This window comes from Haloarcula sp. S1AR25-4 (assembly GCF_031624555.1).
In the GTDB taxonomy this organism is placed as follows: Archaea; Halobacteriota; Halobacteria; order Halobacteriales; family Haloarculaceae; genus Haloarcula; species Haloarcula pellucida.
This window is the reverse complement of sequence record NZ_JAMQOR010000003.1, coordinates 550,244-574,549: the sequence shown is the minus strand read 5'-3', so window position 1 is coordinate 574,549 and position 24,306 is coordinate 550,244. Positions and strand designations below refer to the sequence as shown.

Here is a 24,306-nt window from a genome sequence, read left to right as displayed (position 1 = left end):
CGTTACAGCACCACGCCAACAGCTATCAAAATCCCACCAGAGACAATCACTCCGAAAATTCGGGAATCGATGTCCGCTCTGCCATTGGTTGGCAAGAGGAATCCGAACCCACCGAAGGCAAACAGAAGTCCACCTATCAAAACGAGAATTACACGAATCGCTGCAGCCGTAGACTCTAGCGAGATTGCAACTTGCGCTGAGATAATTACGATTCCTATTAACCCGGTAAAGAAGCCAAGGAACTGTAGTATTTGAGTTTGGAACCTTTGTGAAGTCTGCTTATAATCCTCCCTGATCTCTTCGAGTTGTTCAACAGCCTGTGTGGTTTCATCTCTTAGAGAATGTTCCTGTTCTTGTATGTCGATATTAGAGAGTTGGATTCTATACTGTGTGAGGACTCGATCATATGTAGGTCGGTTTGGGTTTAGGTGTTTTATTGCGCGACGGATTGTTTTCCGACCTTCATCAAAGCGGGAATCTAATACTTGTATTCGGCCTTCAATTAGAAGAAATTCTGGATGATCTGGTATCTTATTCAGTGCTTTGCCAATGGATTCCTTTGCTTTCTGTAGCAATGAATCCGAGTCAGCAGGGATCTCCGAATTATACCCTTGGTATTCGAAGTCCTGTTCAAGTGCATCTGTAATTACACCAGCTGTCCCTTTCTGAACCTCTCCCCAATCAAGATGGTCTTGTCGTGCCTTCCATATCGACTCAAATGCATCATCGATATCCTCTTGAGTTCCTTGTTGAACTACGACTTCGCCCCTGAGAACACCGTATAGTGGATAGTCTTGGAATTCATCACGATAGTCATTCAATATTTCTACGGCGTTCCCGACTTCTCCAAGTTCGACATGAACTTTCGAAAGTACATATACTAATGAAAAGCGATATCGCTCCAATTCAAATTCCTCAGCAATGTCCTCTGTGAGATCAGTATCGAACAACTCGCTCCGAGGATCCGTTTTCTCTAACCGAGTTGTAAGAGACTCTATTGAATCAGGGCCGATTTGTGATCGGGCTGAGTTAGAAGCCGCTTCAGACAGCCATGTTAAATAAAATGGATACCGAGGATCACTCTCCGGCAGAGTTGAATGGACACGTCTCAAGAAAGACCAGATTTCTCTGTACCCCGCGGCCCTATTGATAATTGCAGGGGCGCGCTCAATTCGAGGTATTCTTTTCACTAATTGCTAGCTATACTTCTCCAGTAATCATAATTCCGGTCAGAGTACTATGAAAGCGGTAGTAGTCTGATTTCTCCCGGAAGTATAGCACCTTTTTAACCCGTTTTCTCCCCTCGGACCGAAGTGTATGGAAGGGACAATCGAAGTCTACACCGGAGAGGAGGTGACCGTTGAACACGTCAAAGCCCTCGGCGACGGCGGCGCACGGTTCGACATCAGCGTCGACGACGGCCGGGAGTGGCGCGTCAACGTAAGCCGCGAGGGGGACACGGAGATCGTGACGAGCTGGCGCGATGGAACGCTGGCTGATCTTGACGTTCCTGAGTGGATGGGCGACGTAACCGCGCGACTCGCACGGGTTTGAGAAGGATGTCAGGCAGAGTCTTCGACCGGTTCGAGTTCGCTGGCGTCGAGTTCTTCTTCAAGGAACGCACGCCCGGCGTCTGTCAATCGGTAAAGACCACGGCCAATTTTCTCTACGAGACCGTATCGCGTCAACTTGGAAAGCCGGTCACGGGCATAGTTGGCAGCGGCTATATCGAACGTATCGTGGAGAGCTTGAGGGGTCATATTCCCCTCGTCTCGCATCGTCTCCAAGATGGCTTCATCAGTCTGAGTCATCCACTCAGCGCGCTGCCTAGACACATCAGGCGGTGTGGCTGTGGAACTCATAGATGTATCGGTGCATTAGACTTTGATTCGCAATCACTTGTATCTCAGTGTGATAGCACAGTAGAATCTGTGTAATTCACAGAAAATTATTTGTAGAGTGCGTCTCTACAGAGGAAGTGACCCGCCCATTGGACCAGAAAGGTCCGGCGTGCTGGTACACGCCGGGTGGGTCGATTCCCGCCTAAGGGATCTCCACGACCCATGAAAACCGACGATTACCGGGCTATTGAAAGTAGCCCTACGAACAGCAGTATAGCTAGCCGGAACCGCCGCGCGACCTGTGGAGGTGCGTGTGCGTGAACCGAGAAGAGCGATTCGAGCAGGCCCGAGATGCGATCCATGCGCTCGACAAGGTAGACGAAGCCAACGTTCGCCGCGATGCGAACGACGTGCCTGCGTTTATCAGAGTCCACTTGAAAACCGACGTGGCACAGACGACGATTGGAATAACGAAGACGCTGAAGGAGCATGATTTGAAGCTCTGTCTCGCGGACGCAATTCGAGAGCACATGATTATCGGCGTCGCGCCGGTCGACGAGGAGGAGTTTGGAGAATGATGACCGAGCTACGGCATCGCGTCGTCGATGAGCGCGTCAAGGTCGAGAGAGTCGAGGAAGTCCTCGCTATCGGCCTCAATAACCTCTCCCGCCTCTCCCGTCGCCTGACTGATGTAGCTCAGCCTCGTGTGCTCGGCTTTGTGGTAACAATCGCCGCAGAGCGGAATCCAAACCGAGCCGATTGGCGGGCCGAAGTCGCGTTCTTCGCGAAGGTACTCGGTCCAATCGAACGGCGGATTCAGTCGTCGGGGCGCAGGGCTATCACCGCATTCCGCGCACGTCTCACTCATCTGTCGAGTAGCACCAGTTTGTGCATCCCAGCCTCGTGTAATGAAGGTGAGGGAGGTGTGTCCGCGTGAGCGACCGCGTCATCGAGGACGTGGACCAGTGTGAGACGGAAGGTTGTACGAACTTCCGCTACCCCGGCGAGTCCCGTTGTCTGGGCTGCTATCGGAAGCGAACCCGGAGGTCGGCATGAGCGACGACCTCGACCCGATCACGCCCGAGGCCGCGCTGGACTACTACCTCGACGCCCGGCAGTACGACCTTGCGGACGCCACGCTGTCCGGTCACAAGTACCGGCTGAAGTCGTTCGTTCGCTGGTTGACGAGCGAGGACTACGGCGACGGCGAGATCGTGAACATGAACGACGTGGACCTGCGGGCGATTCACGCCTACAGGGTGTTCAAGCGCGAGGAGAACTTTCCCGAGGAGGACCCCTGTAACGCGGTTTCGATGCAGGGACAGGTGTCGACGCTGAGGGTGTTCTTCCAGCACTTGGCCGACATCAAGGGAGTTCCGTCGGACTTCCACGAGCGCATTCGTCTCCCGAAGTTGCAGGAGGGGGAAGACGTAGACGAGCGAGTTCTGGACGCAGAGCGCGCGAACGCGATACTCGACCACCTTCGGAGTTGGGAGTACGCGACGCCGCACCACATCGCGTTCCTCATATTTTGGCGCACCTCGTGCCGGACCGGAGGACTCCGCGCCCTCGACGTTGAGGACTTCGACCCGGACGAGGGCGCGCTAGCGTTCCGTCACCGGCCGAAGGAGGGGACGCCGCTCAAGAACAATATGGGAGGTGAGCGGGATGTCTCCCTGAAACCGCACGTCGCCGGAGTCATCGAGGACTACATCTCGGGGCCGCACCGGGACGACGTGACGGACGAGTACGGGCGGAACCCGCTTATCACGACGAGAGAGGGCCGTGCATCGGCGGGAACGATTCGGAACTGGATGTACTTCTGGACCCAGCCGTGCCGGTTGGGAGAGAAGTGTCCCGAGGGGCGTGATCCAGACGAGTGCGAGGCTACGGACCTGCACGAACTGAGCAAGTGTCCGGTAGCGTTCTCTCCTCACCCGATCCGTTCGGGGAGTATCACCGCCCATCGAGACGCAGGAACTCCCCGGACGGTCGTCAGCGGCCGGGGCGATGTCTCCGAGAAGACGCTCGAAAAGCACTACGACCGAGCATCGAAGCGCGAGCGGATGCGTCGACGCCGCGACCACATACCAGACGACATATAATTATGAGTGAAACCGACAGCCAGCAGTTCGGTCAGTCAAGTATCGATATTGAGAAGAATCTATCTACCCCGGCAGGGCCCATCCAGAGTCTGCATGGTTTTGAGCCAATGGTTTTTGGACATAGCGGGCCTGGATCGGCTAATTTCCAATATCACTGAGAATCGATTGGTTATTATCGGCCAGGAACTTAGTGTACCAAAAGATGTCAGATCCCCCCTCACGCCGTAAATTCCTGGGTAGCGTTGGAGCCATTACTACAACTGTAGTCGCTGGTTGCAACAATTTTCAACCGCCTGCGGGGGACCCAAACAGCGAACTGACAGAGGGCCAGAATAAATCTTCAATAGCATCTACCGAAGCATCTTCTCAAACGGAATCCGACACGTCGACGGAGACACCGACAGAGACGGAAACACCGGACGGTAACGCACCGACTCATCTCGTTCGGACGAAGGATCTGTCTGACCGCGAGGGGAGTCAATTGACAGGTGTCTTCTCGGATGTCGTCGTGACTGATGGTGGGATTCTGTGTGCCGGCTCTTTAGACGAGGCTCTCTGGCTCGTCGCGTTCGATACCGATCTAGACGTCGAATGGTCTCGAATCTTCTCGGACTGGGTGGCCGGTCGGGGTGGAGTCACCGTGAACGTGGCGTCGGATGGAGGATATCTCTTTGGCGGCATTCCACAGGCCGACACCTCTGATGTCGGCGTCGTCAAAACGGATTCTCGGGGGGAACTCGAATGGAAACGTGGATTCGACGCACCAACGCAAGGTGCCCACAACGTATGGTTTCTGGAGCTTGCCGATGGGAACCACTTGTGCGCGTGGACTATCCAACACCCCGAAGGCGCCGAAACGTACATCAGAGCGTTCGAAGGCTCCGGGGGTCCGGTGCAGTGGAAGAAAGACTACGAATCCCTCTCAACCAAATCTGTCCGACGGACACACGACGGCAGCTGGTTCCTCTACGGGTCCGAAATCAGGGGTGGATACGTAATGCAGCAGTTCGGACCTGACGGAGCGAAGGAATGGCGAGTGAATCCCGAAACGTTCAGCCGTGCTTTACCGACGCCGGCGGGGTACGTGTTGTGGGGTACGCGGAAAAACGAAGTTCGTGTGCGCGCTCTCGACCATAATCGGCAAGAGCAGTGGACGAGGACGTACGAGGAGCCAGGTATAGAACTCGACGTTCTGGAACCAAACGGCAGTAGTGGGTATCTTCTTGCCAGCGAAGGTGACGAAGGGATCTGGATAACTGCTATCGGACCAGATGGTGGGGTACAGTCGAGCACCAAATACGGTATAGCTCCTGACCGCGAAATCGAACCGGTTGGCCTCGCGAGTGAGGACGGCCACTACGTCGCAATCGGTGAGTACGGCGACCGCGACGACGGGTGGGTGATGTCGGTAGTAAACGCGACCTGAGTGTCAGTCGGGCGTCTCGATGGCGTTGTCGTCGGCCTCCATCCGCTCGGGTGCGGCGGCGTCGGGCTCTTCTTCGTCGACCACGTCCTCGTCGCTCTCCTCGTCAGCTTCCAGTTCCTCGGCGGCCTCGGCCATCGCTTCGGCCGTCTCGTCGGGTCGATGACCTCGTCGGTGTGCATCATCATCTCGCCGCGGGCATGGATGGTCCCGCCGACGGTGGTGTTCTCGTGGAGTTCGACGGCGACTCAAGCGACAACTATGTTTCAGCAGGGACTCCGAGATTCCCTAAACGAACTCTCCAACACATCAACAATACATCTGTTCATGGCAGGGCCAGTCGGCCTCGCGTTCCTGTTCGGCCAACAGACAAATTCGTTACCCATGATCCAAACCCCCGTTCTGGATACGACTGACAGGGCCAAAAACTATCGGCCTGCAATTAAATTGCAGTAGCTAACCCTCTTAGGTGAGTCGAGGTTCCAATTCTGCGGAAACAGATTATTTTCCGTATCCCCCTTGAATATACTTCCAAAACAACAGTTTACGGTAGGTATTGACGTCGCTGTCGGAGCTTCTCCTTTGCCGACCGCTGATCATAGTGGCGTTCCAGCACGTCCATCCCAACATCCATCCGATCACTTACGACCTTTTCCGGCGTGTCCTGCTGGAGGTGGTACGTTATCGCGCCGCGTCGGAACGGATGAGGACTAAGTGCCGACGGACAAGCGTAGGCCCGCTCGGTCGGCCTAGCCTCGCAAGTCTCTTCGACGCGGTCATGAGGACACTCGTTCGCGTATACGCAGGGGGGGTGTACTGGTACGCGATCGAGCGCGCACGATTCTTGCTAAGTCTGTCACGTCGTGTGGCGAACAGCGGCGATCGCCCGTGATTGTCGATGAGGCCTGGATGGTTCACTGTGAGCCAATCGTCCAGAATACGACAGACTCGCTCAGACAGAGCCACGAAGCGCTCGCTGTTCCCCTTATTCTTCAACGTTGTTCCAGTGTCCGGCCTATGAACCAGGTTCAGACACTGTTCGTCGGGATCATAGTCCTCAACGTCAAGGCCGGTGGCGGCGCCGATCCGCAGGCCGGTGTGCCAGAGGACTGAAAGCAGTGCGTGTTCCAGGGTGGCGTATCGGTACCGGTCTAAGTGTTCGAGGATCTCCTGTGCGCGGTCGGCGCTGACGAGCTCGTCGCGGGCATCCTCCGCCGTCGTCCGCGGAAGGATGATCTTTTCGTCTAGTCCGGGCTCGACGCCGTCTATACTCACGCAAAAGCGAAGGAAGATCCGCAAGGTCGCGAGTTGGCCTTTCATCGTCGCCCTCGCGAGATCATCTTCGTTACGCCGATCGACGCGAAAGCGGTGGATGTCGCGACCAGAGAGTTCGTTTAGGTTCTCGATTCCGTCCAGTTCACACCAGTCGACGAACTGCGTGAGGCGGTAGCCGTGAGACTGTATCGTTGCATCGGCGAGCTCATTCCGCCGATCGTCGAGGTACATCTGCTTGGCCGTTGCCGGGTCGAGTGGGTCAAGATCTGACATGGTCAATTGGCGAAGGCAGAAACGGTCCCGATCAAATCGCCTGCGTTAGCTCTGCACCTTGCTACAAACGGTTGGCTGACAGCCCGGTACATTCTGGATACTCCCCGGCAGGGCCCATGCAGCGTTTGGACGGTTTTGAGCCGACACAGCTTCTACAAGCGAGGCCAGAACGTCATCGGCCGAATCGATTTGGTGTGTCGTCGTTATCACGAACTCGTTACGGCGTCGCGACTGAGATCACCGCTAAGAGAGTCAAGTCGTTCGCGACGGTCGAGGGCGTCGAAGATTCGGAGTGGGATGTCGTACGACACGACGATTGCAGCGACTATCGAGGGGTATCGGGTGGCAGTCGCCAGCGAGGAGTCGGAGACCGCCGAGCGACGAGAGACGGCAAACTAACCCAGGTGTCGCGTTCGACGAGTACGGCACTGCGTCGGTGTGCGAGCGACGAACTGCCTGTGGCCGGTCGGTGTCAGCGACCTGCAATCGCCAGGACCGCGGGACACTGCTGTTCTCGACGTCGAGTCGGTCGTCGGCGGCGGAAATCGAGGGGCCGCAGTTCGATACGACAGAGTGGGCTACACATATCGTGTTGTGCGGCAACGTTTCTCAATATCGGTAGCTCTAAATACTGATGTGCTATACCATAGCATGTATGGCGACCGCACCGAGTGGAGACGACATGTTCGACGAATTCCTCTCCCAGCGAGGCCACGACGTCGAGGAGACGGGCTGGGAGGAAAACTACAACAAGAAGCAGTGTCCGGACTGTGGCGGCCTTCACGAGTCGGCCGCGAGCGAGTGCTCGGTGTGTGGCTGGACACCAGTAAACTGAGGGCGGTTCCGCGGCGGTTCGTTTTTTCGCGTTCGTGACGACAGAGCGGATGCGCTGTCGGTGGTGAGTCAGGCAGCAAGAGAGCGAGAAATGGCCACCGGCCGACGGGGGTCAGTCGTCGACCGGCGGCGTTCGTCGCCCGAGCGTCGAGGACGGCCGACGGGGGTCAGTCGTCAGCCTCGTCGACGCCAAAGAGGGGTAGACGAGAGCGATTACAGCGCGTCCAGCGACGCGTGCAGGAACATCCCGATGAGGAGATGCCTGTACGCCGCGGCCTCGATCTGCGATTCCGCTGCGGCGGTGTCGTTTATCGAGTACTGCTTGGTCTGTACGAGCTCGTGTACCGTGAGCGTGTCATCGGCTTCGAGGTCGTGCAGACGCGGGTACACGGTGCCCGGACTCAACTGCGCGTCGAACAGACGTGACAGTTCCTCCATGAGACCGGTCCCGTGCGTCTCGTCGTCGGACAACGCTATCAGCGCGAGCAGAATCTCGTCCAGGCTCTGGGTCACCATGCCGTCGTCGACGGCGAGGTCTCCATCAGTAACGTCGTCGATGACCGAAGTCAACAGCGACTCCGGGATGGCGTCACGACTGGCGGTGTCGTTCGCTCGTGGGTCACCCGATCCTCCGAGGGGGGTCAGTCGCTCGTCTGGTCGGTCACCCATCGTCTTGCCCGTCGCCACGCGACGGAGGTTGTCTCCGGACATCGTTTTACCTGAACGCGATCCGCATCAGTGCGTAGTGCCTCTGTGGCCATATAAACCCATCAGCGTTTTCCGATTCTGAAACAACCCCCGGTCTCGAAAACGCTTATATGACCGGATGAGAACTCATTCATAGTGGCAGAGGACAAGAGCATCGAGGAGGTTCTGGACACAATCGGTGACCAGCACGCACGACGGGTGTTGGCCGCTATCAGCCGCGAACCGCATTCGGCCAAGGAACTCGCCGAAGAGTGCGACCTCTCGTTGCCGACGGTGTACCGCCGCATCGAACTGTTAGACGAGTACGACCTCGTCACGGACCACACGCTGGTCGCCGAGGACGGGAACCACTACAAGGTGTACGAGTCCAACTTCGAGTCGACGGTCATCTCACTGGAAGACGAAGAGTACAAGGTGCGCATCTACCGCGAGGAGAACCTCCCCGACCGATTCAGCCAGTTGTGGGACGAACTGAACCCCGAGTGACGACATGAACGGACGGAACTGAAACGATGGCCGACGGCGTCGCAATCGCGCGTGGAGCGCTCGTGTTGATGCGGATGGTCGTGTTCGGCCTGACGCTCGGCATCACGCTCATCAGTTTTCAGGCCTACCGGAAGCGACCGTCCGAGCGCCTGCAGTACGCGTTCGTCGGGTTCGCGTTCATCAGCATGGGCGTCGCCATCTCCAGTGTCATCACCCAGTTGAGCGCCGGCGAGGTGGGGGCGCTCCTGCGGGTGTTCTTCCAGATGGCCGAGACCATCCCCTTCATCATCGGGTTCGCGATGCTGTACGTCTCGCTGTATCGGTAGTGCTTCGGGTCGACGACTCCCCGTTTCTCTAAAGCACGTCGTTTATTGGTGCGGGGAACTAGTATAGGTGCAATGACCGATTCGACCACCGAGGTTGTCCGCCTGTTCGGTGGGCCCGGTAGCGGGAAGACGACGGCACTGCTGGACCGCGTCGAGGAACTGCTGGAAGACGACGACGTGGACTTTCGTGACGTGCTGGTGGTCTCGTACACCCGGGCCGCGGCCGCAGAGATACGGGAGCGTCTCGCCGAGCGACTCGACCTGACGCCGCGGGCGCTACGCGGAAACGTCTGTACGATGCACGCGAAGGCGTACGAACTGCTGAACCTCTCGCGGGGCGACGTCGTCGGCGAGGACGACAAGGAAGACTTCTGCGAGCAGTTCGGTATCGAGTACGAGGACGAGTACGAGGGGTCGCGGCGGCGCTCGGCCCGGTCGACGACGCTCGGCAACAAGATTATCGCCACGAGTCAGTGGCTCCAGCGGACCCGCCGCGACGTGGCCGACTGGTACGACGTCCCCTTCAAGTGGGACGACGAGGAGGTCCGCCTCCCGCCCGAAATCGACGACAACGCCCAGACAGGGAACAAGTACACGCCGACGTGGCCCACCGACGACGACCGGGTGGACGTCCCCAGCGCCATCCGTGGCTGGCGGACGTTCAAGGGCGACAACGACCTCACCGGCTTCGCCGACATGCTCGAACGGGTCGCCCAGCGCTCCCTGCTCCCGAACGTCGACTACCTCATCATCGACGAGTTCCAGGACATCACGACCCTGCAGTACGACGTCTACGAGGAGTGGAAACCCCACATGAAGCGGGTGCTCATCGCCGGCGACGACGACCAGGTCGTCTACGCGTGGCAGGGCGCGGACCCGGACCTCCTGCTCGAAGAGGACGTCACGCAGGACGAGATTCTACCGAACTCCTATCGCCTCCCCTCGCGCATCCTCAACGTCGTCAACCGCGAGGTGCGCCACATCGAGAAGCGCCAGGAGAAGGACCTGAATCCGCGCAAAGAGGGCGGTCGCGTCGAGGCCGTCCAGAACCCATCGATGTACGACCTCGCGCGCAACGTCACCGGTACCGTCGATCAGTCCGACGAGACGGTGATGGTACTCTTTCGGGCGCGCTACCAGATGTTCCAGTTCATCGATGAGTTCATCGGCGACGGGATCCCCTTCTCGTGTCTGACCGACCAGCGGATGTGGACCGACCGCCTCAGCCAGTACGTCAGCGCCGTCGAGGCCGTCGAGAACGAGGAGACGCTCTCCGTACTGGAGGCCCGTCGATTGGCCGACATGCTCGTCGACTCCGCCTTCGGCACCGGGGAGCGCGATGACTTCTTCGACGCCCTCGAAGACATCGAGGAGGACAGCGACTCCGAGGACATCGCCGAGATCGAAATCGACCACACGGTCGTCACCGACCACGTCCCGTTCGTCCCCGACGCCGCCTCGGCGGGCGACATGCTCCGGAAGGTCACGAACTTCCAGGAGCGTACCGTCAACGCCTACTTCAATGGCGAGTACCGCGGGATGGACCCCGACCGCGTGCGTCTGGGCACCATCCACTCCGCGAAGGGTCGTGAGGCCGACCACGTGTTCGTCGCGACGGACCTGACCGAGAAAGTGGTCGAGCAGATGGCCGCGACAGTCGACCAGAAGGGCATCGAAGTGCCCGGCGTCGAGGAGTTCACCAAGCACACGAGTCCGGTGCCGACGCTGACCGACAACGAACGGCGCGTGTTCTACGTCGGGATGTCCCGGGCCCGCGAACGACTGGTCCTGATGGAGAACCTCGTCGACGGCGCACCGACCCTCCCCATCGACGTCCTTCTGGAGAACGAACCGAGCGAGCGCTCCATCGACGAACTGCTGGACGAGGCCGGCGAGGCCATCGTCGCGGACTGACAGAGACAGGAGATTTCCCACAGTACCGGACGCGCCGGGCCGTCGCAGTCGGTCATTGTGGTACGCCCGTCGAACGTGTTCGTCCACCGTACCAGAATCCGTTTCCCGTCACTCTCGGTACCGGACGACTGCATGACGAACCCTCTGCCCGACCGACGAACCGTCCTCAGAGCGACTGCCGGTCTCGCCGCTGCGACCGCCGGACTCACAGCGGCGACCGGCGGTGCGCTGGCGCACTTCCCACGCGAACTCGACGTCGAGGTGAAACCCGACTCCGAGGAGAGTCCGATCAACCCCGAGAGCAACGGCGTCACCGCTGTCGTCGTCTACCAGACCGAGGAGTTCGACCCGACGAGCGAGGACGTTCGCTACCGTTTCGGTGCGCCCGAGGCGGTCGCAGACGGCGACGGTGCGACGCCCGTCCGGTCTCACACCGACGACGTGAACGAGGACGGGTCGATGGACCTCGTGTTACAGTTCCGAACGGCCGAGGCTGGGTTCGACGACGATAGCGAGACGGCAGAACTCCGCTGGGACCGCGACGCGGGCCGCGAACACGGACTTTCTGGACGCGACACGATACGGACCGTCGGCGACTGCCGGCGGTAACGCGCCCGAGTCACTCGTCAATCGTCCCGCCCGAGAGGTAGTACGCCGTCTTATCGCGGGTCGACCGCGCGACCTTCGTGAACGTGACCACGCGCTCGCCGTCCTCGGTCCGGTCGCGTTCGACGGCCAGTTCCAGTCCCTTATCGCGAAAGTACGACAGCAGTGCCTCGACTACCTCGGGGTCGGCTCTGACGGTGTGGGTCTCCCCGACCGGGTCGTCGGCGTCGACGGCCCGCACCGTCTCGACGGCCGGTAACAGGATTGCTTCGCCGAGTTTCCGGGCCCGCTCGCGGACTCGGTCCGGCGGGTCATCGAACTCGACGGCCTGAAACGCCTCCCGGATCACGCGGGTGAAGATGAAGTCTCGGCCGTAGTCGAACGGGAGCGCGAAGGCGTGTTCGAGGTCGGCGCGGTGGATGGCGCTGGTGGTGTACTTCAGCGCGCGCCGGCCGTCGGTGGACTTGAGGACGACGCCCTCCCGGCCGCGGGCGTCGAGGTCGCGGATGGTTTCTTTCGCCGTCGAGACGGCCGCCGCGGGCGTGAACGTCCCGTAGTGGCGAACCGGGTCGAGGTCGTAGTCGACGCAGCACTCTCGCCGGCGGGCGACGGGCATCGGGTCGCTCGTCTCCCGGTGGCGAATGCCGAAGACGTAGAAGGCCGCCTCGTCGACTTCCGGGTAGTCGTGTTCGGTGTAGGGGTTCTCCGGGCCGACGAGTTCGCCACACAGCATGTACTCCGGGTAGTCCTCGAAGAAGCCGTCGGCGTCGAGCGTCGTCGCTACCTTGCGGGTCGTGTACGGACAGACGAACCCGCTCCGGGTGAACGCCAGCAAGTCCCCGTCGACGCGGGCGACCCGGACGTTGTAACCGTTGAGTTTCTCCTCGACGGCGACCGGTCCGTCGAACACCTCGTGGACGGCCGGTTCGAGGACGAGCGCTCGCGGCATCGAGGGGTACCCCCTGACGACGACGTCGTCGAGGATGGCGGTCCCGCGTTCGACGCCGTGGCGCGCATCAGAGAGGTATCGGTACTCGTTCCCCTGAAACCACGCCCGGTCGAAGTGCTCCAGCAGGTCTTCGTGGTCGGTGTCGCCGAGGTCGAACACCGACGACCAGTCCCGGACCATGCATGGAAGTTGTTCACACAGCGACTAAACCTATCGGGCGAGGCGACCCTCGACAGCAGACATTAGTGTACAGGCGCCGTAGCGCCGCTATGGCCGACCGTCCGCTCAAGCAGCGGTTCGTACTGGACACCTCGCTGTTTCTCACCACGGAGATACGGGGACCGGACCAGGACGTCGAGGCGGCGTGTCGGGAGCTACTGGAACTCGTCGCGGCGGCGAAACAGATTCACAACATCTCCTGTTACATGCCGCCCTCCATCAAGGCGGAGTTGACGGGGATGCTGGAGAACCGCGACGTCAGCGGCGACGTACTGACGAAACTCGATACGTGGGTCATCACGAAGTCGCCGGCCCACCACGAAGTGATGATTCCGGCGGACCTCGTCTATAAGTTCATCGACGAGATGTCCGACCGGGTCGACCGTGGCCTGCGCGTCTCCGAGAAAGCCGTCCGGAAAGCCGAAGAGTCCCGCGCCGAGACGGTCGAAGAACACGACCACATGACGGAGGTGGACAAGGTCATCTCCGACCTCCGGGACGAGTACCGCGACACGCTCCGGCAGGGTGTGCTCGACTCCCGCGAGGACTTCGACCTCCTGATGCTTGCGAAAGAACTGGACGCGGGCGTCGTCACGGAGGACCAAGGCATCATCAACTGGGCGGAGGACTTCGGGCTACGATACCTCAAGGGCCGGAGTTTCCCCTCGCTGCTGACCGAATATCTCGCCGCAGACGACCCCGACCGCTGGCGGTCGGAGCGCTAGTCCTCGTCGGCCGGGTCCTCGGTCTTGACGACGGCACCGACCGTCTTCTCGGCGACCATGCCCGGGAGGTCCGTCGGCGTCGTGAGGTACTGCTCTATGACGACCATCCCGACGGCGATGCCGAGGTAGACGACGCCGGCGACCATCTCGCCCCGGACGAGGTGCTCGACGCCGAACAGGCCGACCGGAATCGCCAGCACGACGATGGCCATCAGTCCCAGCGTGTCGAGGATACCCTGTGCCATTGACTGGGGTTCGCTCCTGCGGGACAAAAGCCTCGCGGGACGAGAGGATACGTTCTTGTGGCCGCCCGCAGAACGGCCGGCCATGCAGGTCGGCATCGTCTCCGATACGCACGACAACACTGGACTGGTCGAGGCGGCCGTCGAGACGTTCACCGAAGCGGGCGTCGAGACGGTGATTCACTGCGGCGACTTCGTCGCGCCGTTCTCGGCGACGCCGTTCGACGGCGACTGGACGTTCTACGCCGTCCGCGGGAACAACGACGGCGAGTGGGCACTCGAATCGACCGTCGACGGCTTCGGCACCTACCTCGGGGAGATGGGCGAACTGACCCTCGACGGGGCGGAGTTCGCGGTGTATCACGGCACCAGCGGAGCCATCGTCGACGCCCTCGTCGAGTGTGGGACCTACGACTACGTCTGTCACGGCCACACGCACGAGGCCGGATCAGAGGAGTACGAGGGGACGGTACGAATCAACCCCGGCGGCATCGCCATCCCGCCAGCCTCGGACCCGTTCTCGGTGGCGACGTTGGATACAGAGAGCGGCGACCTGACGTTCCACGAACTGGGCTGACCGGCGACCGGTCGGTCAGTCGTCGGCGGTGCTTCGGGGGGCGTTCCCCTCGTGTTCGACGAGTCCGCGGCCGACGCCGAGTGCGTCGTTGGTCCGGTCGATGCTCTGTCGGGCGCTGGCGGTCCGTTCCGAGAGGGCGCGCACCGCGTCGATGTTCTCCGGGACCACGTCGGCCTCCTGGTGGATAGCCTGGAACAGGTAGAGGTCGTTGTCCTCGACGGTGACCGACTCGGCCCAGATGCAGTTCTCCCAGACGTCACCGCGCGGGCGGCCGGCGTCGCGAGTGTACTCTTTGAGTTTGCCGGCGCCGTCGATGCCCAGCGTCTCCGGGATGAGAAACAGGCGCGACTCCCGGCCCAGCAGGTCGCGGACCGCCTCGGCCGACGGCGTCGACTCCAGCGTGACGTTGACGCTGTGGGTGTGCATCTGTGTGGTCGGCACCTTCATTCCCATCGTATCGATGTCGAGGTCGGGGAACACCGTCTGGACGTCCGGGCCGTGGTGAGAGGGGATCTCGACGGGGTCTGGCAGTGTGTCGTTGATGGGGCCGCGGCTCGTCTGTCCGGGGTCACCACCCCGCCGGACGAGCGTGATTCGTGCCTTCTCGATGCCGTAGGACTCCTCTAGGGGAGCGAAGAGACGTGAGAGTCCCGTGGTGTTACAAGAGACCACGCGGGCGCTGTCGGCGCCGACCGCGTCGTCGTAGTTGGCACGAGCGACGAAACTCACGTCGGCGACGTCGGGGTCCTCCCCGCCCTGGAAGATGGCCGGCGTATCGTGTTCCTCGTAGAGACTGGCGTTCGTCGCGCCGACGCCGCCCGGCGTCGTATCGACGACGACGTCGCTGACCTCGACGAGGTCGTGAACCGTGCCGGCGGTGTCGAGACCGGCGGCGTCGAACGGCACTCTGCCGTCGTCACCGGCGGCATAGAGGTCGTATCCGCGGTCGTGTGCGATAGTTGCCTCGAAGTTCGGGGAGCGTTTGGAGACGCCCGCCACCGTCATGTCCGGCTGGACACGGACCGCGTCAGCGACCCGTTTGCCGATTGTGCCAAAGCCGTTGATGCCCACGTGGAGCATGGACGACCGTTCACGTGGCGAGAGGATATTCTTTGCGGTTAATGATGATAGAAATTAACTCGGATAGTTGTACTATCGCACCCTGTTACCACCACACATGGAGTCGTTTCGACGTTCGTCCACCCCCGGGTTTCCACCAAGAGTTAATCCCGGCCGGGCCGAGGCGTCTGTATGGACAACTCCTCCCTTCGCGCCCCGGCGGAGACGGCCGTCAAGCAGTGCATGAACCTCCAGTCCGACGAGTCGTGTGCCGTCGTCACCGACGACGGGTGCAAAGCCATCGGCGAGGCCCTGTATCGGGTCGCCGCCGAGATCACCGACGACACCGTCTTTTTGCGCTACCCACCGGGGAATCAGCACGGCGAGGAACCGCCCGAACCCGTCGCCGGTGCGATGGCGGCCGCCGACGTGGTGTTGGCGCCCACGACCAAGAGCCTGAGCCACACCGAGGCCCGAAGCGAGGCCAACGCCGCCGGCGCCCGCATCGCCACGCTCCCGGGCATCAGCGAGGGCGTGTTCTTGATGGGGTTAGACGCCGACTACGAGGCCATCCGGCAGCACTGCGAGGACGTCCTCGCACAGGTCGCCGACGCCGCCGAGGTTCGGGTCACCTCACCGCAGGGCACGGACATCACCTTCGGCGTCGGCTCTCGTGAGTGGAACCTCGACACGGGCATCGTCCACGAACCCGGCGAGATGTCGAACCTCCCGGCGGGCGAGGTGTTCCTCGCCCCGGAGACGGCCGACGGCACCTTCGTCGTCGACGGGACGATGCGCCCCCACGGCAAACTCGACGGGAGAGAACTCCGCTTCGAGGTCGAGGACGGCTACGTCACGGATATCGACGACCCCGACATCCGTGCGGAGGTCGAGACGGCCGCCGAGGAGGTGGGCCGGGACGCCTACAACCTCGCCGAACTGGGCATCGGCACCAACGTCGCCGTCACGGACCTCGTCGGATCCGTCCTGCTGGACGAGAAGGCAGGGGGAACCGTCCACATCGCCATCGGCGACGACCACGCCATCGGCGGCGACACCCACGCCCCTATCCATCTGGACGGCATCCTGACGGAACCGACCGTGTACGCGGACAGTGAGGTCGTAGACCTCCCACAGTCTGAGCGGTGAAAGCGAGGCGGCGAGCGTAGTGAGTCGCCTCGAATGTGAGCGGCGAGCGTAGCGACCCGTGAACGGAGTGAGCCGCGAGGACGGCGCGGCAGTGAACCTGCCGCGGGGCGAGTGAGCACTCGGACCGGCGGCCCGTCCGTGCGACGGAGAACCACGACGAGAGCCGTGGCGACGACCATTTAGGCCCGGGCCGTCAAGGCAGGCGTATGACCGAAGCGACACCCGGAGAGCGCGTCGCGCTCCCCTGTCCGGCCTGCTCGCCGGACTTAGAGACCGTCCACGAGGTACTCAAGCCCGGTGGTCACGTCACCGTCCGCTGTACCGACTGCGACCACGTCCACAAGGAACAGTTGCCCGAGGAGACCACGCTCCAGCGAGACGTCGTCGTCTCCCAAGACGGCGAATCGTTCACCGCACAGGTCGACGTCCCCGAGGACGCCGACCTCGCCGTCGGCGAGGAGTTCTTACTGGAGACCGAGGAAGCCGTCCTGACCGTCCGCATCACGAGTCTGGAAACCGACGAGGGTCGCAAAGAGGAAGCCTCGGTCGAGGCCGTCGAGACCATCTGGTCCCGCGCGGTGGGGAACGTCGCGGTCAACGTCACGATGCACCCGAAAGACGGGCGCCACGACGAGACCGAGAGCTTCAAACTGCAGGTGCCCGGCGACTTCGAGTTCGTCGTCGGCGAGACCGAGACGTTCGGCGACGAGGAGTTCACCGTCGAGGGCATCCACGTCCGGGACGACGCCCACGGCTACGACCACGAGAAAATGGACTTCGACGGCGACAGCGCAGTGGCGAAAGACATCAACCGGTTGTACGTTCGCGACGAGTCCTCGACGGCCTGGTCCGCCTGGTAGGATGCCCGACTGGGAGCGCGCCCGCACCGCGCTGGTCGACCGCCTCCGAGAGGGGCGAATCGACGACGAGCGGGTGCTCTCGGCGATGGAAGCGGTCCCGCGACACCGGTTCGTGCCCGAGGAGTACCGGACCGACGCCTACCGCGACCGGCCACTCCCGATAGGCCGAGACCAGACGATTTCTGCGCCCCACATGGTGGCCATCATGGCGGAACTGCTCGACCTCCAGCGAGGCGACCGCGTCCTCGAAATCGGGACCGGGTGTGGCTACCACGCCGCCGTCACCGCCGAACTCGTCGGTTCGGCCGACGTCTACACCGTCGAGTACCACGACGAACTGGCCGAGCGAGCGCAGGCGACGCTCGGAGCGACGGGGTACGGCGACGTCTCAGTCCGCGCGGGCGACGGGAAACGGGGCTGGCCCGACCACGCGCCCTACGACCGCGCGTACCTGACGTGTGCGGCCTCGGCGTTCCCGAGCGCCGTCGTCGAACAGGTCCGCCCCGGTGGGTTGTTGCTCGCACCGCTCGGTGGCCGGCGCCGACAGACGCTGGTCCGTGTCCGCCGGCGCCCCGACGGGTCGCTGGCCCGCGAGACACACGGTACCGTGCGGTTCGTCCGGTTGCAGTAAGCCGACGGTACCGCGACGGACTCGCGGGGCGCGTCATTCATATAGTTCCGGCCGGAATCTCGGATATGGACCCTGCGGTACTGCGCGGCGACATGGTCGACAGCCTGCAACACGACAGCAAGGGTGTCGTCCAGAGCGCGTGGCTGTCGGCAGCGATGCGTGCGGTCCCGCGCGAGGCGTTCGTCGGCGAGCAACAGGCCTACTCCGACCGACCGTTCGAGCGACTCGGGACCCGCGTGCTCTCGCCGAGTACCGTGGCTCGACTGCTCGAAGCGCTGGCCCCCGAAGAAGACGACGACGTCCTCGTCGTCGGCGCCGGCATCGGCTACACCGCCGCCGTCCTCGCCGAACGGGTCGGCGCCGCCAACGTACAGGCCATCGACATCACCCGGCGGCTCGTCATCGACGCCCGGCAGAACCTCGCGAAGGCGGGCTACGAGGAGGTCCTCGTCGACCGGCGGGACGGTGCCGACGGCCTCCCCGAGTACGCCCCCTACGACCGGATTCTGCTGGAAGCCGCCGCTATCGAACCGCCGCGTGCCCTGCTGGCACAACTGGCCGACGACGGCCGGATGGTGATGCCACTGGGCGCCAGCCAGCAGACGCTGGCCACCGTCGACGCCGACGGCGAGACGCAGCGTCTCGGCAGCGTCGCGTTCCGGCCGATGCTCGTCGAGGGCGAGCAGGCCGACACCGTCGAGCGCAACCGGACCCGCCGCGAGGACCAGGAACACGCCCGACGGAACGCCCAGTCCCGCACCGGATGGGAACAGGACTGGATAGACTGGGACTAACTGCCGACCACGAGCAGGTCCGTGTTCGACCGACTGTCCTGATAGCTGCTGCTCGCGGGCGGTTTCACGTCGAACACCACGGTTCCCTCCTGCTGGTTCGCCCCCAGCGACGGCGACAGGGAGAGGGTGGCGTTGCCCGCCGCCCCCGTCTCGGCCGTCGCCACGCTATCGAGCGTCGCCGTCCCGCTCTTGGCGACGACGGTGGCCCCGGAGACGGGCGCACCCTCCGGGTCGACGACGGTGACGGTCACCTCGCGCTCTCCGGGCGTCGTCACCTCCGGGTGAGGTTGCACGTCGACTTCCGTGACCTGCAACGTCTCGATGCCCGAGATAGTGCTCATCATCACGCTCAGGCAGGCGACGCCGACGACAAGCGCGATGACCAGTCGAATCGGCAGTCCTTCGATGGCCCGTTCGTCTCGCCACAGAGATTCGCTCATGAGGTGGCGTGGTCCCGGCTCCACACTTGAACCCTCGGACAGAGGTTCAAATGGGAGCGGGCGGCCAGCGACGGCATGGTCGTCATCGGACGCGAGCGAGAACAGGGCCCGACGGCGCGTCTCGGACACTACCGGGCGCGGGACGGGAGTCACGGTGCATCCGTCGACGTGGACCTAGACCGGCCACACGCCGGTCTGGTCGTCGGCAAGCGGGGGTCGGGGAAGACGTACACGCTGGGCGTCTTGCTGGAAGAACTGGCCGACACCGACGGCGTCTCGCCAGTCGTCGCGGACCCGATGGGCGCGTTCGCACCGCTCTCCGCGGCCGATATCGATGCGACGGTGGTCGACCCCCGAGTCAGGGCAACCGCGCTGGACCCGTCGCTGTGGTGTGCGCTGCTCGGTCTCGACCCCGAGAGCGGGGCCGGCGCGCTGGTCTGGCAGGCGGCGGCCCGTCGCGACACGTTGACGGAGATGTCGGCGTGGGTCGAAGACAGCGACGCCGATGGGGCCACGCGGCGGGCCGCGAGCAACCACCTCGCGCTCGCCGCCTCGTGGGACGTCTTCGACTCGGCGGGCCTGTCGTCCGAGCGCCTCTGTGGCGGGAGCGTGACGGTACTCGACCTCTCGGGCGTCGACCATGCGCCGGCGAACGCCGTCCTCGCGGCCGTCGCCAGTACGCTGTACGACACCCGAGTCGCGGGAGAGACGCGGCATCTCCCGTGGCTGCTCGTCGACGAGGCCCACGCCTTCACCGACGGCGTCGCGGGCCGGGCGCTCGAACGCCTGCTGACGCGAGGGCGCCACCCCGGCGTCAGTTGCTGGCTGGCGACACAGCGCCCGAGCGCCCTGCCGCCCGTCGCCGTCTCACAGGCCGACCTCCTGCTGGCGCACCGACTGACGAGCGAGGCCGACGTGGCCGCACTGACCGACGCGCGACCGACCTACCTCGACGGCGGTATCGAGCGGCGACTCCCGGCGGAGACGGGGGCGGCGCTGGTCGTCGACGACGTGACCGAGTCGGTCCACCACGTGCAGGTGCGCGAACGGCGGACGTCCCACGGCGGCGAGAGCCCGCGTGTCTCCGAGCGGGTGAGAGCGGGCCACGGAACCACCAGTCCACATCACAACTGACGAGTAGGGCCGTCGCGAGGGGCCGGTAATGACCGGACCCCACGCCCTCTCGCGGGCAGAACCGCTCCTGCTGGTCGCGCTGGGGGGGTTCGTCGGAGCGGTCATGCGCCACGCTATCTCGGTAGCGGCCCCGGGACTGGGGGCCGTCGGCGGTGCCGTCGTCGGCACCCTCCTCGTCAACGTCGTCGGCAGTTTCGCGCTCGGGGTGTTGCTGTACGAGGCCCACCTCGCGGACGCCCTCTCGGTGGAGACGCGTCTGGTCGTCGGCACCGGCTTTCTCTCCTCGTTTACGACCTACAGCACGTTCGCCGTCCAGACGAGCGGACTGCCACCGATGTTGGCCGTCGGGAACGTCGCGGCCAACTACGCGCTGGCCTTCCTCGGCGTCGTCCTCGGCCGTCTCGTCGCGAGGTGGGTGTCGTGAACCCACTGTTACTCGTCGGTCTGGGCGGGATGGCCGGTGCGCTGGGTCGGCACCTCGTCGGGACGCGCCTCGAACGGAACCGGGCGGACACGTTGACCGTCAACGTACTGGGGAGCGTCCTGCTGGGTGCCCTCGTGGCCGCCCCGGTCGGGGAGTCGGTCACACTGGCAGTCGGCACCGGCTTCTGCGGGGCGTTCACGACGTTCTCCTCGTTCGCCTTCGAGACGGTGCGACTGGCCGAACTGGGACACCCGCGCGAGGCGGCGCTGTACGCCGGTGGGACGCTGGCGGTGGCGCTCGTCGGCGTCGCGTTGGGCGGGGCCGTCGCGACGGCGCTTGCCTGAGGGCCCGTCGAGGAGAGGCAAAGCGAGTCAGTCAGCGGTCGAGTCGGTGTCGTCGGCGGATATTCGGTCGACGTCTGCTGCGGTGGTGTCCCCGAGGCGAGTCCGGAGTTTGCCCGCGAGGACGGTGACGACGTATATCGCGACCGCGACGAGGACGATGACGCCGCCGGCCGTCGCTTCGCCGTAGTAGGCGACGCCGATGCCGAGGACGACGGCGAGTTCGGCGAGGACGACGGACGTGAGCAGCGACGAGCGGAAACTGCGGGAGACCTGTGCCGCGCTTGCGACCGGCACGACGAGCATCGCGGCGACGAGGATGACGCCCATTATCTGCATCGCGCCCACGACGACGAGCGCGGTCAGCATCACCATCAGCCGGTTGTACCACCCGACCGAGAGGCCCGAGACGGCGGCGGCCGTCTCGTCGAAGGTGACGTAGAGCAGTTGGTTGCGCGTGACCGCGATAGTGGCGACGACGATACCGAACAGGACGAGCAGTATCGCGGCGTTCTCGGCGGATACCGTCGAGAGGTTGCCGAACAGATACTGGTTGATGCCGACGGCGAGGCCGCCCGCGTTGAGGCTGATGAGGACCGTCCCGAGCGCGAATCCAGTCGAGAGCACGATAGCCATCGAGACGTCGTTGTACGCGTCGGTCGCTTCGGAGATGAGTTCGATGAGCAACGCCGCCAGCATCGCGACGACGACGGCGGTGAGATACGGCGACACGCCGAGGTCGATGACCGCGTTGAGAAACAGGCCGACGGCGACGCCGGCAAAGGCCGTGTGTGCCAGCGCGTCGCCGATGAGTGCGAGTTGCCGGTGGACGAGGAAGGTCCCGATGAGCGGTGCCATCACCCCGATACAGAGACCGACGAGGACGGCGCGGTGCATGAACTGGTACTGGAACAGTTCGAGGCCGGTCACGCTCCCCAGCCACGACATGAACACCGACCAGAGGCTGAGCAGCCAGTACAGCGGCCAGAGGACGGCGTCGGTCGGAGTCGACTGAAAGAGGACCGCGAGGGCGTCCATCAGGCGTCACCCCCGACCGGCATCGCGGTCCCGAAGGCCCGGGCCAGCGCGTCGCTCTCGACGAACTCGTCGGTCGGGCCGTCGAAGTATATCTCGCGGTTGAGACAGACGACGCGGGCGGCGTGTTCCGTGACGGCCCGGAGGTCGTGTTCGATGAGCAGGACGGTGATACCGTCGGCGTGCAGCGATTCGAGGAGGCCGTAGAAGGCGTCGACCGACTCGGCGTCGACGCCGACGGTCGGTTCGTCCAGCACGAGGAGGTCGGCGTCGCTGGCGAGCGCACGGGCGATGAACGCGCGCTGTCGCTGGCCGCCCGACAGTTGCGTGACGCGTCGGTCCGCGAAGTCGTACATGCCGACGGTGTCGAGCGCCTGATCGACGATTCGGTGGTCTGCTGCCGAGAGACGGCCGAATCCGACGTGCGGGTATCGGCCCATCCGCACGACTTCCCGAACAGTGATTGGCATCTCCTTCGAGGCGCTTGCGTGCTGGGCGACGTAACCGATGCGAGCGCCGTCGTCGAACGCGTGGGCCGGTTCACCGAACAGGCGAGCGGTCCCCGAATCGGGGCGCAGGAGGCCGAGCATGAGTTGCATGAGCGTCGACTTCCCGGAGCCGTTGGGACCGACGACGGCGACGTACTCGCCGGGGCCGACACGCAGCGAGATGTCCTCGACGACGCGCGCGCTGGTGTAGCCAAACCCCACGTCCGCGAGTTCGACGACGGGGTCGGCGTCGCTCATTCGAAGTTCCTCCACTCGTCGGCCCAGCCGTCGTCGCCAGCCTCCGCGGGCGGCGTGTTCCCGAGGACCACCTCGAAGGTGGGCATGTTGATGTTGTACGCTATCTCCTCGTACCCCCAGTCGTTCTCGACCCACGCCTCGCGGACGCCCGCGTACGGCGTCACCGGGAAGTACGCCTCGACCTGCGTCTCTGCGAGTAACTGTTTCGCGGGCTTTCGGGACTCGAAGACACCGTTGGCGATGTACCTGATGTCGTTGTCGGCGATGACCTGCTTGGCCTCCGTGATGTCGGACGGTTTCACGTCGCCGCTGGCGGCGAGGTTCGTCACGAGCGGGCGCATTCGGACGCCGTAGGCGACGCCGATGTACTGGAAGGCGTTGTGGGCCGCGAGTTGGACGACGTCGCGGTCGGCCGCCTCGAAGATGGCGCGGTAGTCCGCGTCGATGCGCTGGAGGACCTCGGATTTGTACTGCTCGGCGTTGCTCCGCAGCGTCTCGGCGTGGTCGGGAGCCAGTTCGACGAGCCCCGCGGTGATGTTGTCGACCGACTGGGCGGCCCGCTCGGGGTCCAGCCAGAAGTGGGGGTCCTTGCCCCGCTGTGCGCCGACGCCCTCCTCCTCACGGTCGAGCGTCGCCGCGAGGTCGACCAGTTCGATACCCTCGCGGACGTTGATGAGATGCGTATCGGCGTCGTCGTCTTCGAGCGTCTGGATGGCCCGGTCGGCCCACGGCTGGAAGTCTTCGCCGACGTGGATGAACGCGTCCGCGTCGACGATGTCCTTCGTGACGCTCGCGTTCGGTTCCCAGCCGTGGCCGTGGAGCCCCGTCGGAATGAGGTTCTCGACCGTAATCGGGGTGTCCGTCGCGACCGTCCGTGCGAAGTCGTAGAAACTGAAGAAGGAAGCGACTGCGACGGGTCCGTCCCCCGTGTCGGCCTGTCCCGCACCGCTCTCGGCACCGCCAGACCGACCCGTGCTGTCGCCGATACAGCCGGCGAGCCCCGTCGCGAGGAGGCTACCGCCGGCCGCGAGGGCCTTCCGTCTGGACACTCGTCGACTATGGCTGCGCTGACCGTCGTGGTTCGACATGAAAGAGGAGAGAGTCGGCAAACTAAATAACAGTTTTGTTCTAATCTAATTTTTAGAGTCGTCTAATACTCCGGGGTGTTCCCGGCACAGCGCTCAAGACGC

The 24,306-nt window shown here is 63.3% G+C and carries 32 protein-coding genes and 1 pseudogene; 20 read left to right on the top strand and 13 right to left on the bottom strand.

The features are described from left to right. Positions 1 to 2 precede the first annotated feature (2 nt). Complete coding sequence (locus NDI85_RS16355; RefSeq protein WP_310916364.1) at positions 3 to 950, bottom strand: hypothetical protein; 948 nt, start codon at positions 948 to 950, stop codon at positions 3 to 5. A gap of 367 nt (positions 951 to 1,317) precedes the next feature. Between NDI85_RS16355 and NDI85_RS16350 the strand changes: the two genes are divergently transcribed. Continuing rightward, complete coding sequence (locus NDI85_RS16350) at positions 1,318 to 1,554, top strand: hypothetical protein (protein WP_310916363.1); 237 nt, start codon at positions 1,318 to 1,320, stop codon at positions 1,552 to 1,554. Between the two features lie 8 nt (positions 1,555 to 1,562). Here NDI85_RS16350 and NDI85_RS16345 read toward each other — a convergent pair whose 3' ends face one another. Continuing rightward, entirely contained in the window at positions 1,563 to 1,811 is a 249-nt protein-coding gene (locus NDI85_RS16345) for a type IV toxin-antitoxin system AbiEi family antitoxin domain-containing protein (protein WP_310916430.1), read from the bottom strand. 347 nt (positions 1,812 to 2,158) lie between these two features. On the opposite strand from NDI85_RS16345, the gene NDI85_RS16340 reads away from it, so the two are divergent. Continuing rightward, positions 2,159 to 2,419, top strand: a complete 261-nt coding sequence (locus tag NDI85_RS16340; RefSeq protein ID WP_310916362.1) for a hypothetical protein — start codon at positions 2,159 to 2,161, stop codon at positions 2,417 to 2,419. 8 nt (positions 2,420 to 2,427) lie between these two features. Here the strand turns inward: NDI85_RS16340 and NDI85_RS16335 are convergent, their stop codons facing one another. Continuing rightward, positions 2,428 to 2,709 (bottom strand): hypothetical protein, encoded by a 282-nt coding sequence (locus NDI85_RS16335; protein WP_310916361.1) that lies wholly within the window; start codon positions 2,707 to 2,709, stop codon positions 2,428 to 2,430. Between the two features lie 65 nt (positions 2,710 to 2,774). Here NDI85_RS16335 and NDI85_RS16330 point away from each other — a divergent pair, with 65 nt between their 5' ends. The 3 genes from NDI85_RS16330 to NDI85_RS16320 all read left to right on the top strand — a co-directional run bounded on the left by NDI85_RS16330 (position 2,775) and on the right by NDI85_RS16320 (position 5,372). Then, the gene (locus NDI85_RS16330; protein ID WP_310916360.1) at positions 2,775 to 2,897 is read left to right on the top strand and encodes a hypothetical protein; all 123 of its coding nucleotides are present in this window, start codon (positions 2,775 to 2,777) and stop codon (positions 2,895 to 2,897) included. Continuing rightward, positions 2,894 to 3,946, top strand: a complete 1,053-nt coding sequence (locus tag NDI85_RS16325) for a site-specific integrase (protein WP_310916359.1) — start codon at positions 2,894 to 2,896, stop codon at positions 3,944 to 3,946. The genes NDI85_RS16330 and NDI85_RS16325 overlap by 4 nt, the downstream gene beginning before the upstream one ends. A 481-nt stretch (positions 3,947 to 4,427) precedes the next feature. Beyond that, positions 4,428 to 5,372: a hypothetical protein gene (locus tag NDI85_RS16320; protein ID WP_188999526.1), complete on the top strand. Its 945-nt coding sequence runs from the start codon at positions 4,428 to 4,430 to the stop codon at positions 5,370 to 5,372. A 3-nt stretch (positions 5,373 to 5,375) separates the two neighbouring features. Here NDI85_RS16320 and NDI85_RS22320 read toward each other — a convergent pair whose 3' ends face one another. Next, a complete protein-coding gene (locus NDI85_RS22320; protein WP_396275537.1) occupies positions 5,376 to 5,507 on the bottom strand; it encodes a hypothetical protein in 132 nt (43 codons plus the stop codon). A gap of 24 nt (positions 5,508 to 5,531) precedes the next feature. Here NDI85_RS22320 and NDI85_RS22315 point away from each other — a divergent pair, with 24 nt between their 5' ends. Then, complete coding sequence (locus NDI85_RS22315; protein WP_396275536.1) at positions 5,532 to 5,825, top strand: SAVED domain-containing protein; 294 nt, start codon at positions 5,532 to 5,534, stop codon at positions 5,823 to 5,825. 88 nt (positions 5,826 to 5,913) lie between these two features. Here NDI85_RS22315 and NDI85_RS16310 read toward each other — a convergent pair. Further along, positions 5,914 to 6,917 (bottom strand): annotated as a pseudogene (locus NDI85_RS16310) (tyrosine-type recombinase/integrase). A 655-nt stretch (positions 6,918 to 7,572) separates the two neighbouring features. Between NDI85_RS16310 and NDI85_RS16305 the strand changes: the two are divergent. Continuing rightward, entirely contained in the window at positions 7,573 to 7,752 is a 180-nt protein-coding gene (locus NDI85_RS16305; RefSeq protein WP_166968036.1) for an HVO_0416 family zinc finger protein, read from the top strand. Between the two features lie 212 nt (positions 7,753 to 7,964). On the opposite strand, the gene NDI85_RS16300 is transcribed toward NDI85_RS16305, so the two are convergent. Beyond that, complete coding sequence (locus NDI85_RS16300) at positions 7,965 to 8,462, bottom strand: PadR family transcriptional regulator (RefSeq protein ID WP_188999529.1); 498 nt, start codon at positions 8,460 to 8,462, stop codon at positions 7,965 to 7,967. A gap of 132 nt (positions 8,463 to 8,594) precedes the next feature. On the opposite strand from NDI85_RS16300, the gene NDI85_RS16295 reads away from it, so the two are divergent. From NDI85_RS16295 to NDI85_RS16280, 4 genes are all read left to right on the top strand, one after another. Continuing rightward, positions 8,595 to 8,945 (top strand): helix-turn-helix domain-containing protein, encoded by a 351-nt coding sequence (locus NDI85_RS16295; protein WP_166968032.1) that lies wholly within the window; start codon positions 8,595 to 8,597, stop codon positions 8,943 to 8,945. Positions 8,946 to 8,971: 26 nt separating this feature from the next. Beyond that, the gene (locus NDI85_RS16290; RefSeq protein ID WP_166968030.1) at positions 8,972 to 9,271 is read left to right on the top strand and encodes a hypothetical protein; all 300 of its coding nucleotides are present in this window, start codon (positions 8,972 to 8,974) and stop codon (positions 9,269 to 9,271) included. Positions 9,272 to 9,343: 72 nt separating this feature from the next. Further along, positions 9,344 to 11,185, top strand: a complete 1,842-nt coding sequence (locus tag NDI85_RS16285) for a UvrD-helicase domain-containing protein (RefSeq protein ID WP_188999532.1) — start codon at positions 9,344 to 9,346, stop codon at positions 11,183 to 11,185. Positions 11,186 to 11,317: 132 nt separating this feature from the next. Next, positions 11,318 to 11,794, top strand: a complete 477-nt coding sequence (locus NDI85_RS16280) for a hypothetical protein (protein WP_310916358.1) — start codon at positions 11,318 to 11,320, stop codon at positions 11,792 to 11,794. A 10-nt stretch (positions 11,795 to 11,804) separates the two neighbouring features. On the opposite strand, the gene NDI85_RS16275 is transcribed toward NDI85_RS16280, so the two are convergent. After that, positions 11,805 to 12,920 (bottom strand): RNA ligase, encoded by a 1,116-nt coding sequence (locus tag NDI85_RS16275; protein WP_188999538.1) that lies wholly within the window; start codon positions 12,918 to 12,920, stop codon positions 11,805 to 11,807. Positions 12,921 to 13,009: 89 nt separating this feature from the next. Here NDI85_RS16275 and NDI85_RS16270 point away from each other — a divergent pair, with 89 nt between their 5' ends. Further along, positions 13,010 to 13,684, top strand: coding sequence for an RNA ligase partner protein (locus NDI85_RS16270; RefSeq protein WP_310916357.1), 675 nt, complete (start codon positions 13,010 to 13,012; stop codon positions 13,682 to 13,684). Here the strand turns inward: NDI85_RS16270 and NDI85_RS16265 are convergent. After that, positions 13,681 to 13,929, bottom strand: a complete 249-nt coding sequence (locus NDI85_RS16265) for a hypothetical protein (protein WP_310916356.1) — start codon at positions 13,927 to 13,929, stop codon at positions 13,681 to 13,683. The two genes, NDI85_RS16270 and NDI85_RS16265, sit on opposite strands and share 4 nt — an antisense overlap. 82 nt (positions 13,930 to 14,011) lie before the next feature. Here NDI85_RS16265 and NDI85_RS16260 point away from each other — a divergent pair, with 82 nt between their 5' ends. Next, a complete protein-coding gene (locus tag NDI85_RS16260; RefSeq protein WP_310916355.1) occupies positions 14,012 to 14,503 on the top strand; it encodes a metallophosphoesterase in 492 nt (163 codons plus the stop codon). A 15-nt stretch (positions 14,504 to 14,518) separates the two neighbouring features. Here NDI85_RS16260 and NDI85_RS16255 read toward each other — a convergent pair whose 3' ends face one another. After that, the gene (locus NDI85_RS16255; RefSeq protein ID WP_188999551.1) at positions 14,519 to 15,583 is read right to left on the bottom strand and encodes a type II glyceraldehyde-3-phosphate dehydrogenase; all 1,065 of its coding nucleotides are present in this window, start codon (positions 15,581 to 15,583) and stop codon (positions 14,519 to 14,521) included. Positions 15,584 to 15,754: 171 nt separating this feature from the next. On the opposite strand from NDI85_RS16255, the gene NDI85_RS16250 reads away from it, so the two are divergent. The 4 genes from NDI85_RS16250 (at position 15,755) to NDI85_RS16235 (ending at position 18,996) form a co-directional block, all read left to right on the top strand. Then, positions 15,755 to 16,711 carry an aminopeptidase gene (locus NDI85_RS16250; RefSeq protein WP_310916354.1) on the top strand — a complete coding sequence of 319 codons (957 nt, stop codon included), beginning with the start codon at positions 15,755 to 15,757 and terminating at the stop codon, positions 16,709 to 16,711. 206 nt (positions 16,712 to 16,917) lie between these two features. Next, positions 16,918 to 17,571, top strand: a complete 654-nt coding sequence (locus NDI85_RS16245; RefSeq protein ID WP_310916353.1) for an HVO_0476 family zinc finger protein — start codon at positions 16,918 to 16,920, stop codon at positions 17,569 to 17,571. A 1-nt stretch (position 17,572) separates the two neighbouring features. After that, a complete protein-coding gene (locus tag NDI85_RS16240; protein WP_310916352.1) occupies positions 17,573 to 18,202 on the top strand; it encodes a protein-L-isoaspartate(D-aspartate) O-methyltransferase in 630 nt (209 codons plus the stop codon). Between the two features lie 65 nt (positions 18,203 to 18,267). Beyond that, complete coding sequence (locus NDI85_RS16235; RefSeq protein ID WP_188999566.1) at positions 18,268 to 18,996, top strand: protein-L-isoaspartate O-methyltransferase; 729 nt, start codon at positions 18,268 to 18,270, stop codon at positions 18,994 to 18,996. On the opposite strand, the gene NDI85_RS16230 is transcribed toward NDI85_RS16235, so the two are convergent. Next, positions 18,993 to 19,436, bottom strand: coding sequence for a carboxypeptidase-like regulatory domain-containing protein (locus tag NDI85_RS16230; protein WP_188999569.1), 444 nt, complete (start codon positions 19,434 to 19,436; stop codon positions 18,993 to 18,995). The two genes, NDI85_RS16235 and NDI85_RS16230, sit on opposite strands and share 4 nt — an antisense overlap. Before the next feature lie 75 nt (positions 19,437 to 19,511). Between NDI85_RS16230 and NDI85_RS16225 the strand changes: the two genes are divergently transcribed. The 3 genes from NDI85_RS16225 to NDI85_RS16215 are packed head-to-tail and all read left to right on the top strand — an operon-like array spanning position 19,512 to position 21,338. Next, positions 19,512 to 20,570 carry a helicase HerA domain-containing protein gene (locus NDI85_RS16225; protein WP_310916351.1) on the top strand — a complete coding sequence of 353 codons (1,059 nt, stop codon included), beginning with the start codon at positions 19,512 to 19,514 and terminating at the stop codon, positions 20,568 to 20,570. Positions 20,571 to 20,598: 28 nt separating this feature from the next. Then, the gene (locus tag NDI85_RS16220) at positions 20,599 to 20,994 is read left to right on the top strand and encodes a CrcB family protein (RefSeq protein ID WP_310916350.1); all 396 of its coding nucleotides are present in this window, start codon (positions 20,599 to 20,601) and stop codon (positions 20,992 to 20,994) included. Next, positions 20,991 to 21,338, top strand: a complete 348-nt coding sequence (locus tag NDI85_RS16215; RefSeq protein ID WP_229783159.1) for a CrcB family protein — start codon at positions 20,991 to 20,993, stop codon at positions 21,336 to 21,338. The genes NDI85_RS16220 and NDI85_RS16215 overlap by 4 nt, the downstream gene beginning before the upstream one ends. 27 nt (positions 21,339 to 21,365) lie before the next feature. Here NDI85_RS16215 and NDI85_RS16210 read toward each other — a convergent pair whose 3' ends face one another. The 3 genes from NDI85_RS16210 to NDI85_RS16200 are packed head-to-tail and all read right to left on the bottom strand — an operon-like array spanning position 21,366 to position 24,204. Next, positions 21,366 to 22,373 (bottom strand): metal ABC transporter permease, encoded by a 1,008-nt coding sequence (locus tag NDI85_RS16210; protein WP_188999582.1) that lies wholly within the window; start codon positions 22,371 to 22,373, stop codon positions 21,366 to 21,368. Beyond that, complete coding sequence (locus tag NDI85_RS16205) at positions 22,373 to 23,116, bottom strand: metal ABC transporter ATP-binding protein (protein ID WP_166967993.1); 744 nt, start codon at positions 23,114 to 23,116, stop codon at positions 22,373 to 22,375. Before NDI85_RS16205 ends, NDI85_RS16210 begins: the two co-directional genes overlap by 1 nt. After that, positions 23,113 to 24,204, bottom strand: coding sequence for a metal ABC transporter substrate-binding protein (locus NDI85_RS16200; protein ID WP_188999585.1), 1,092 nt, complete (start codon positions 24,202 to 24,204; stop codon positions 23,113 to 23,115). Before NDI85_RS16200 ends, NDI85_RS16205 begins: the two co-directional genes overlap by 4 nt. Between the last annotated feature and the right edge of the window lie 102 nt (positions 24,205 to 24,306).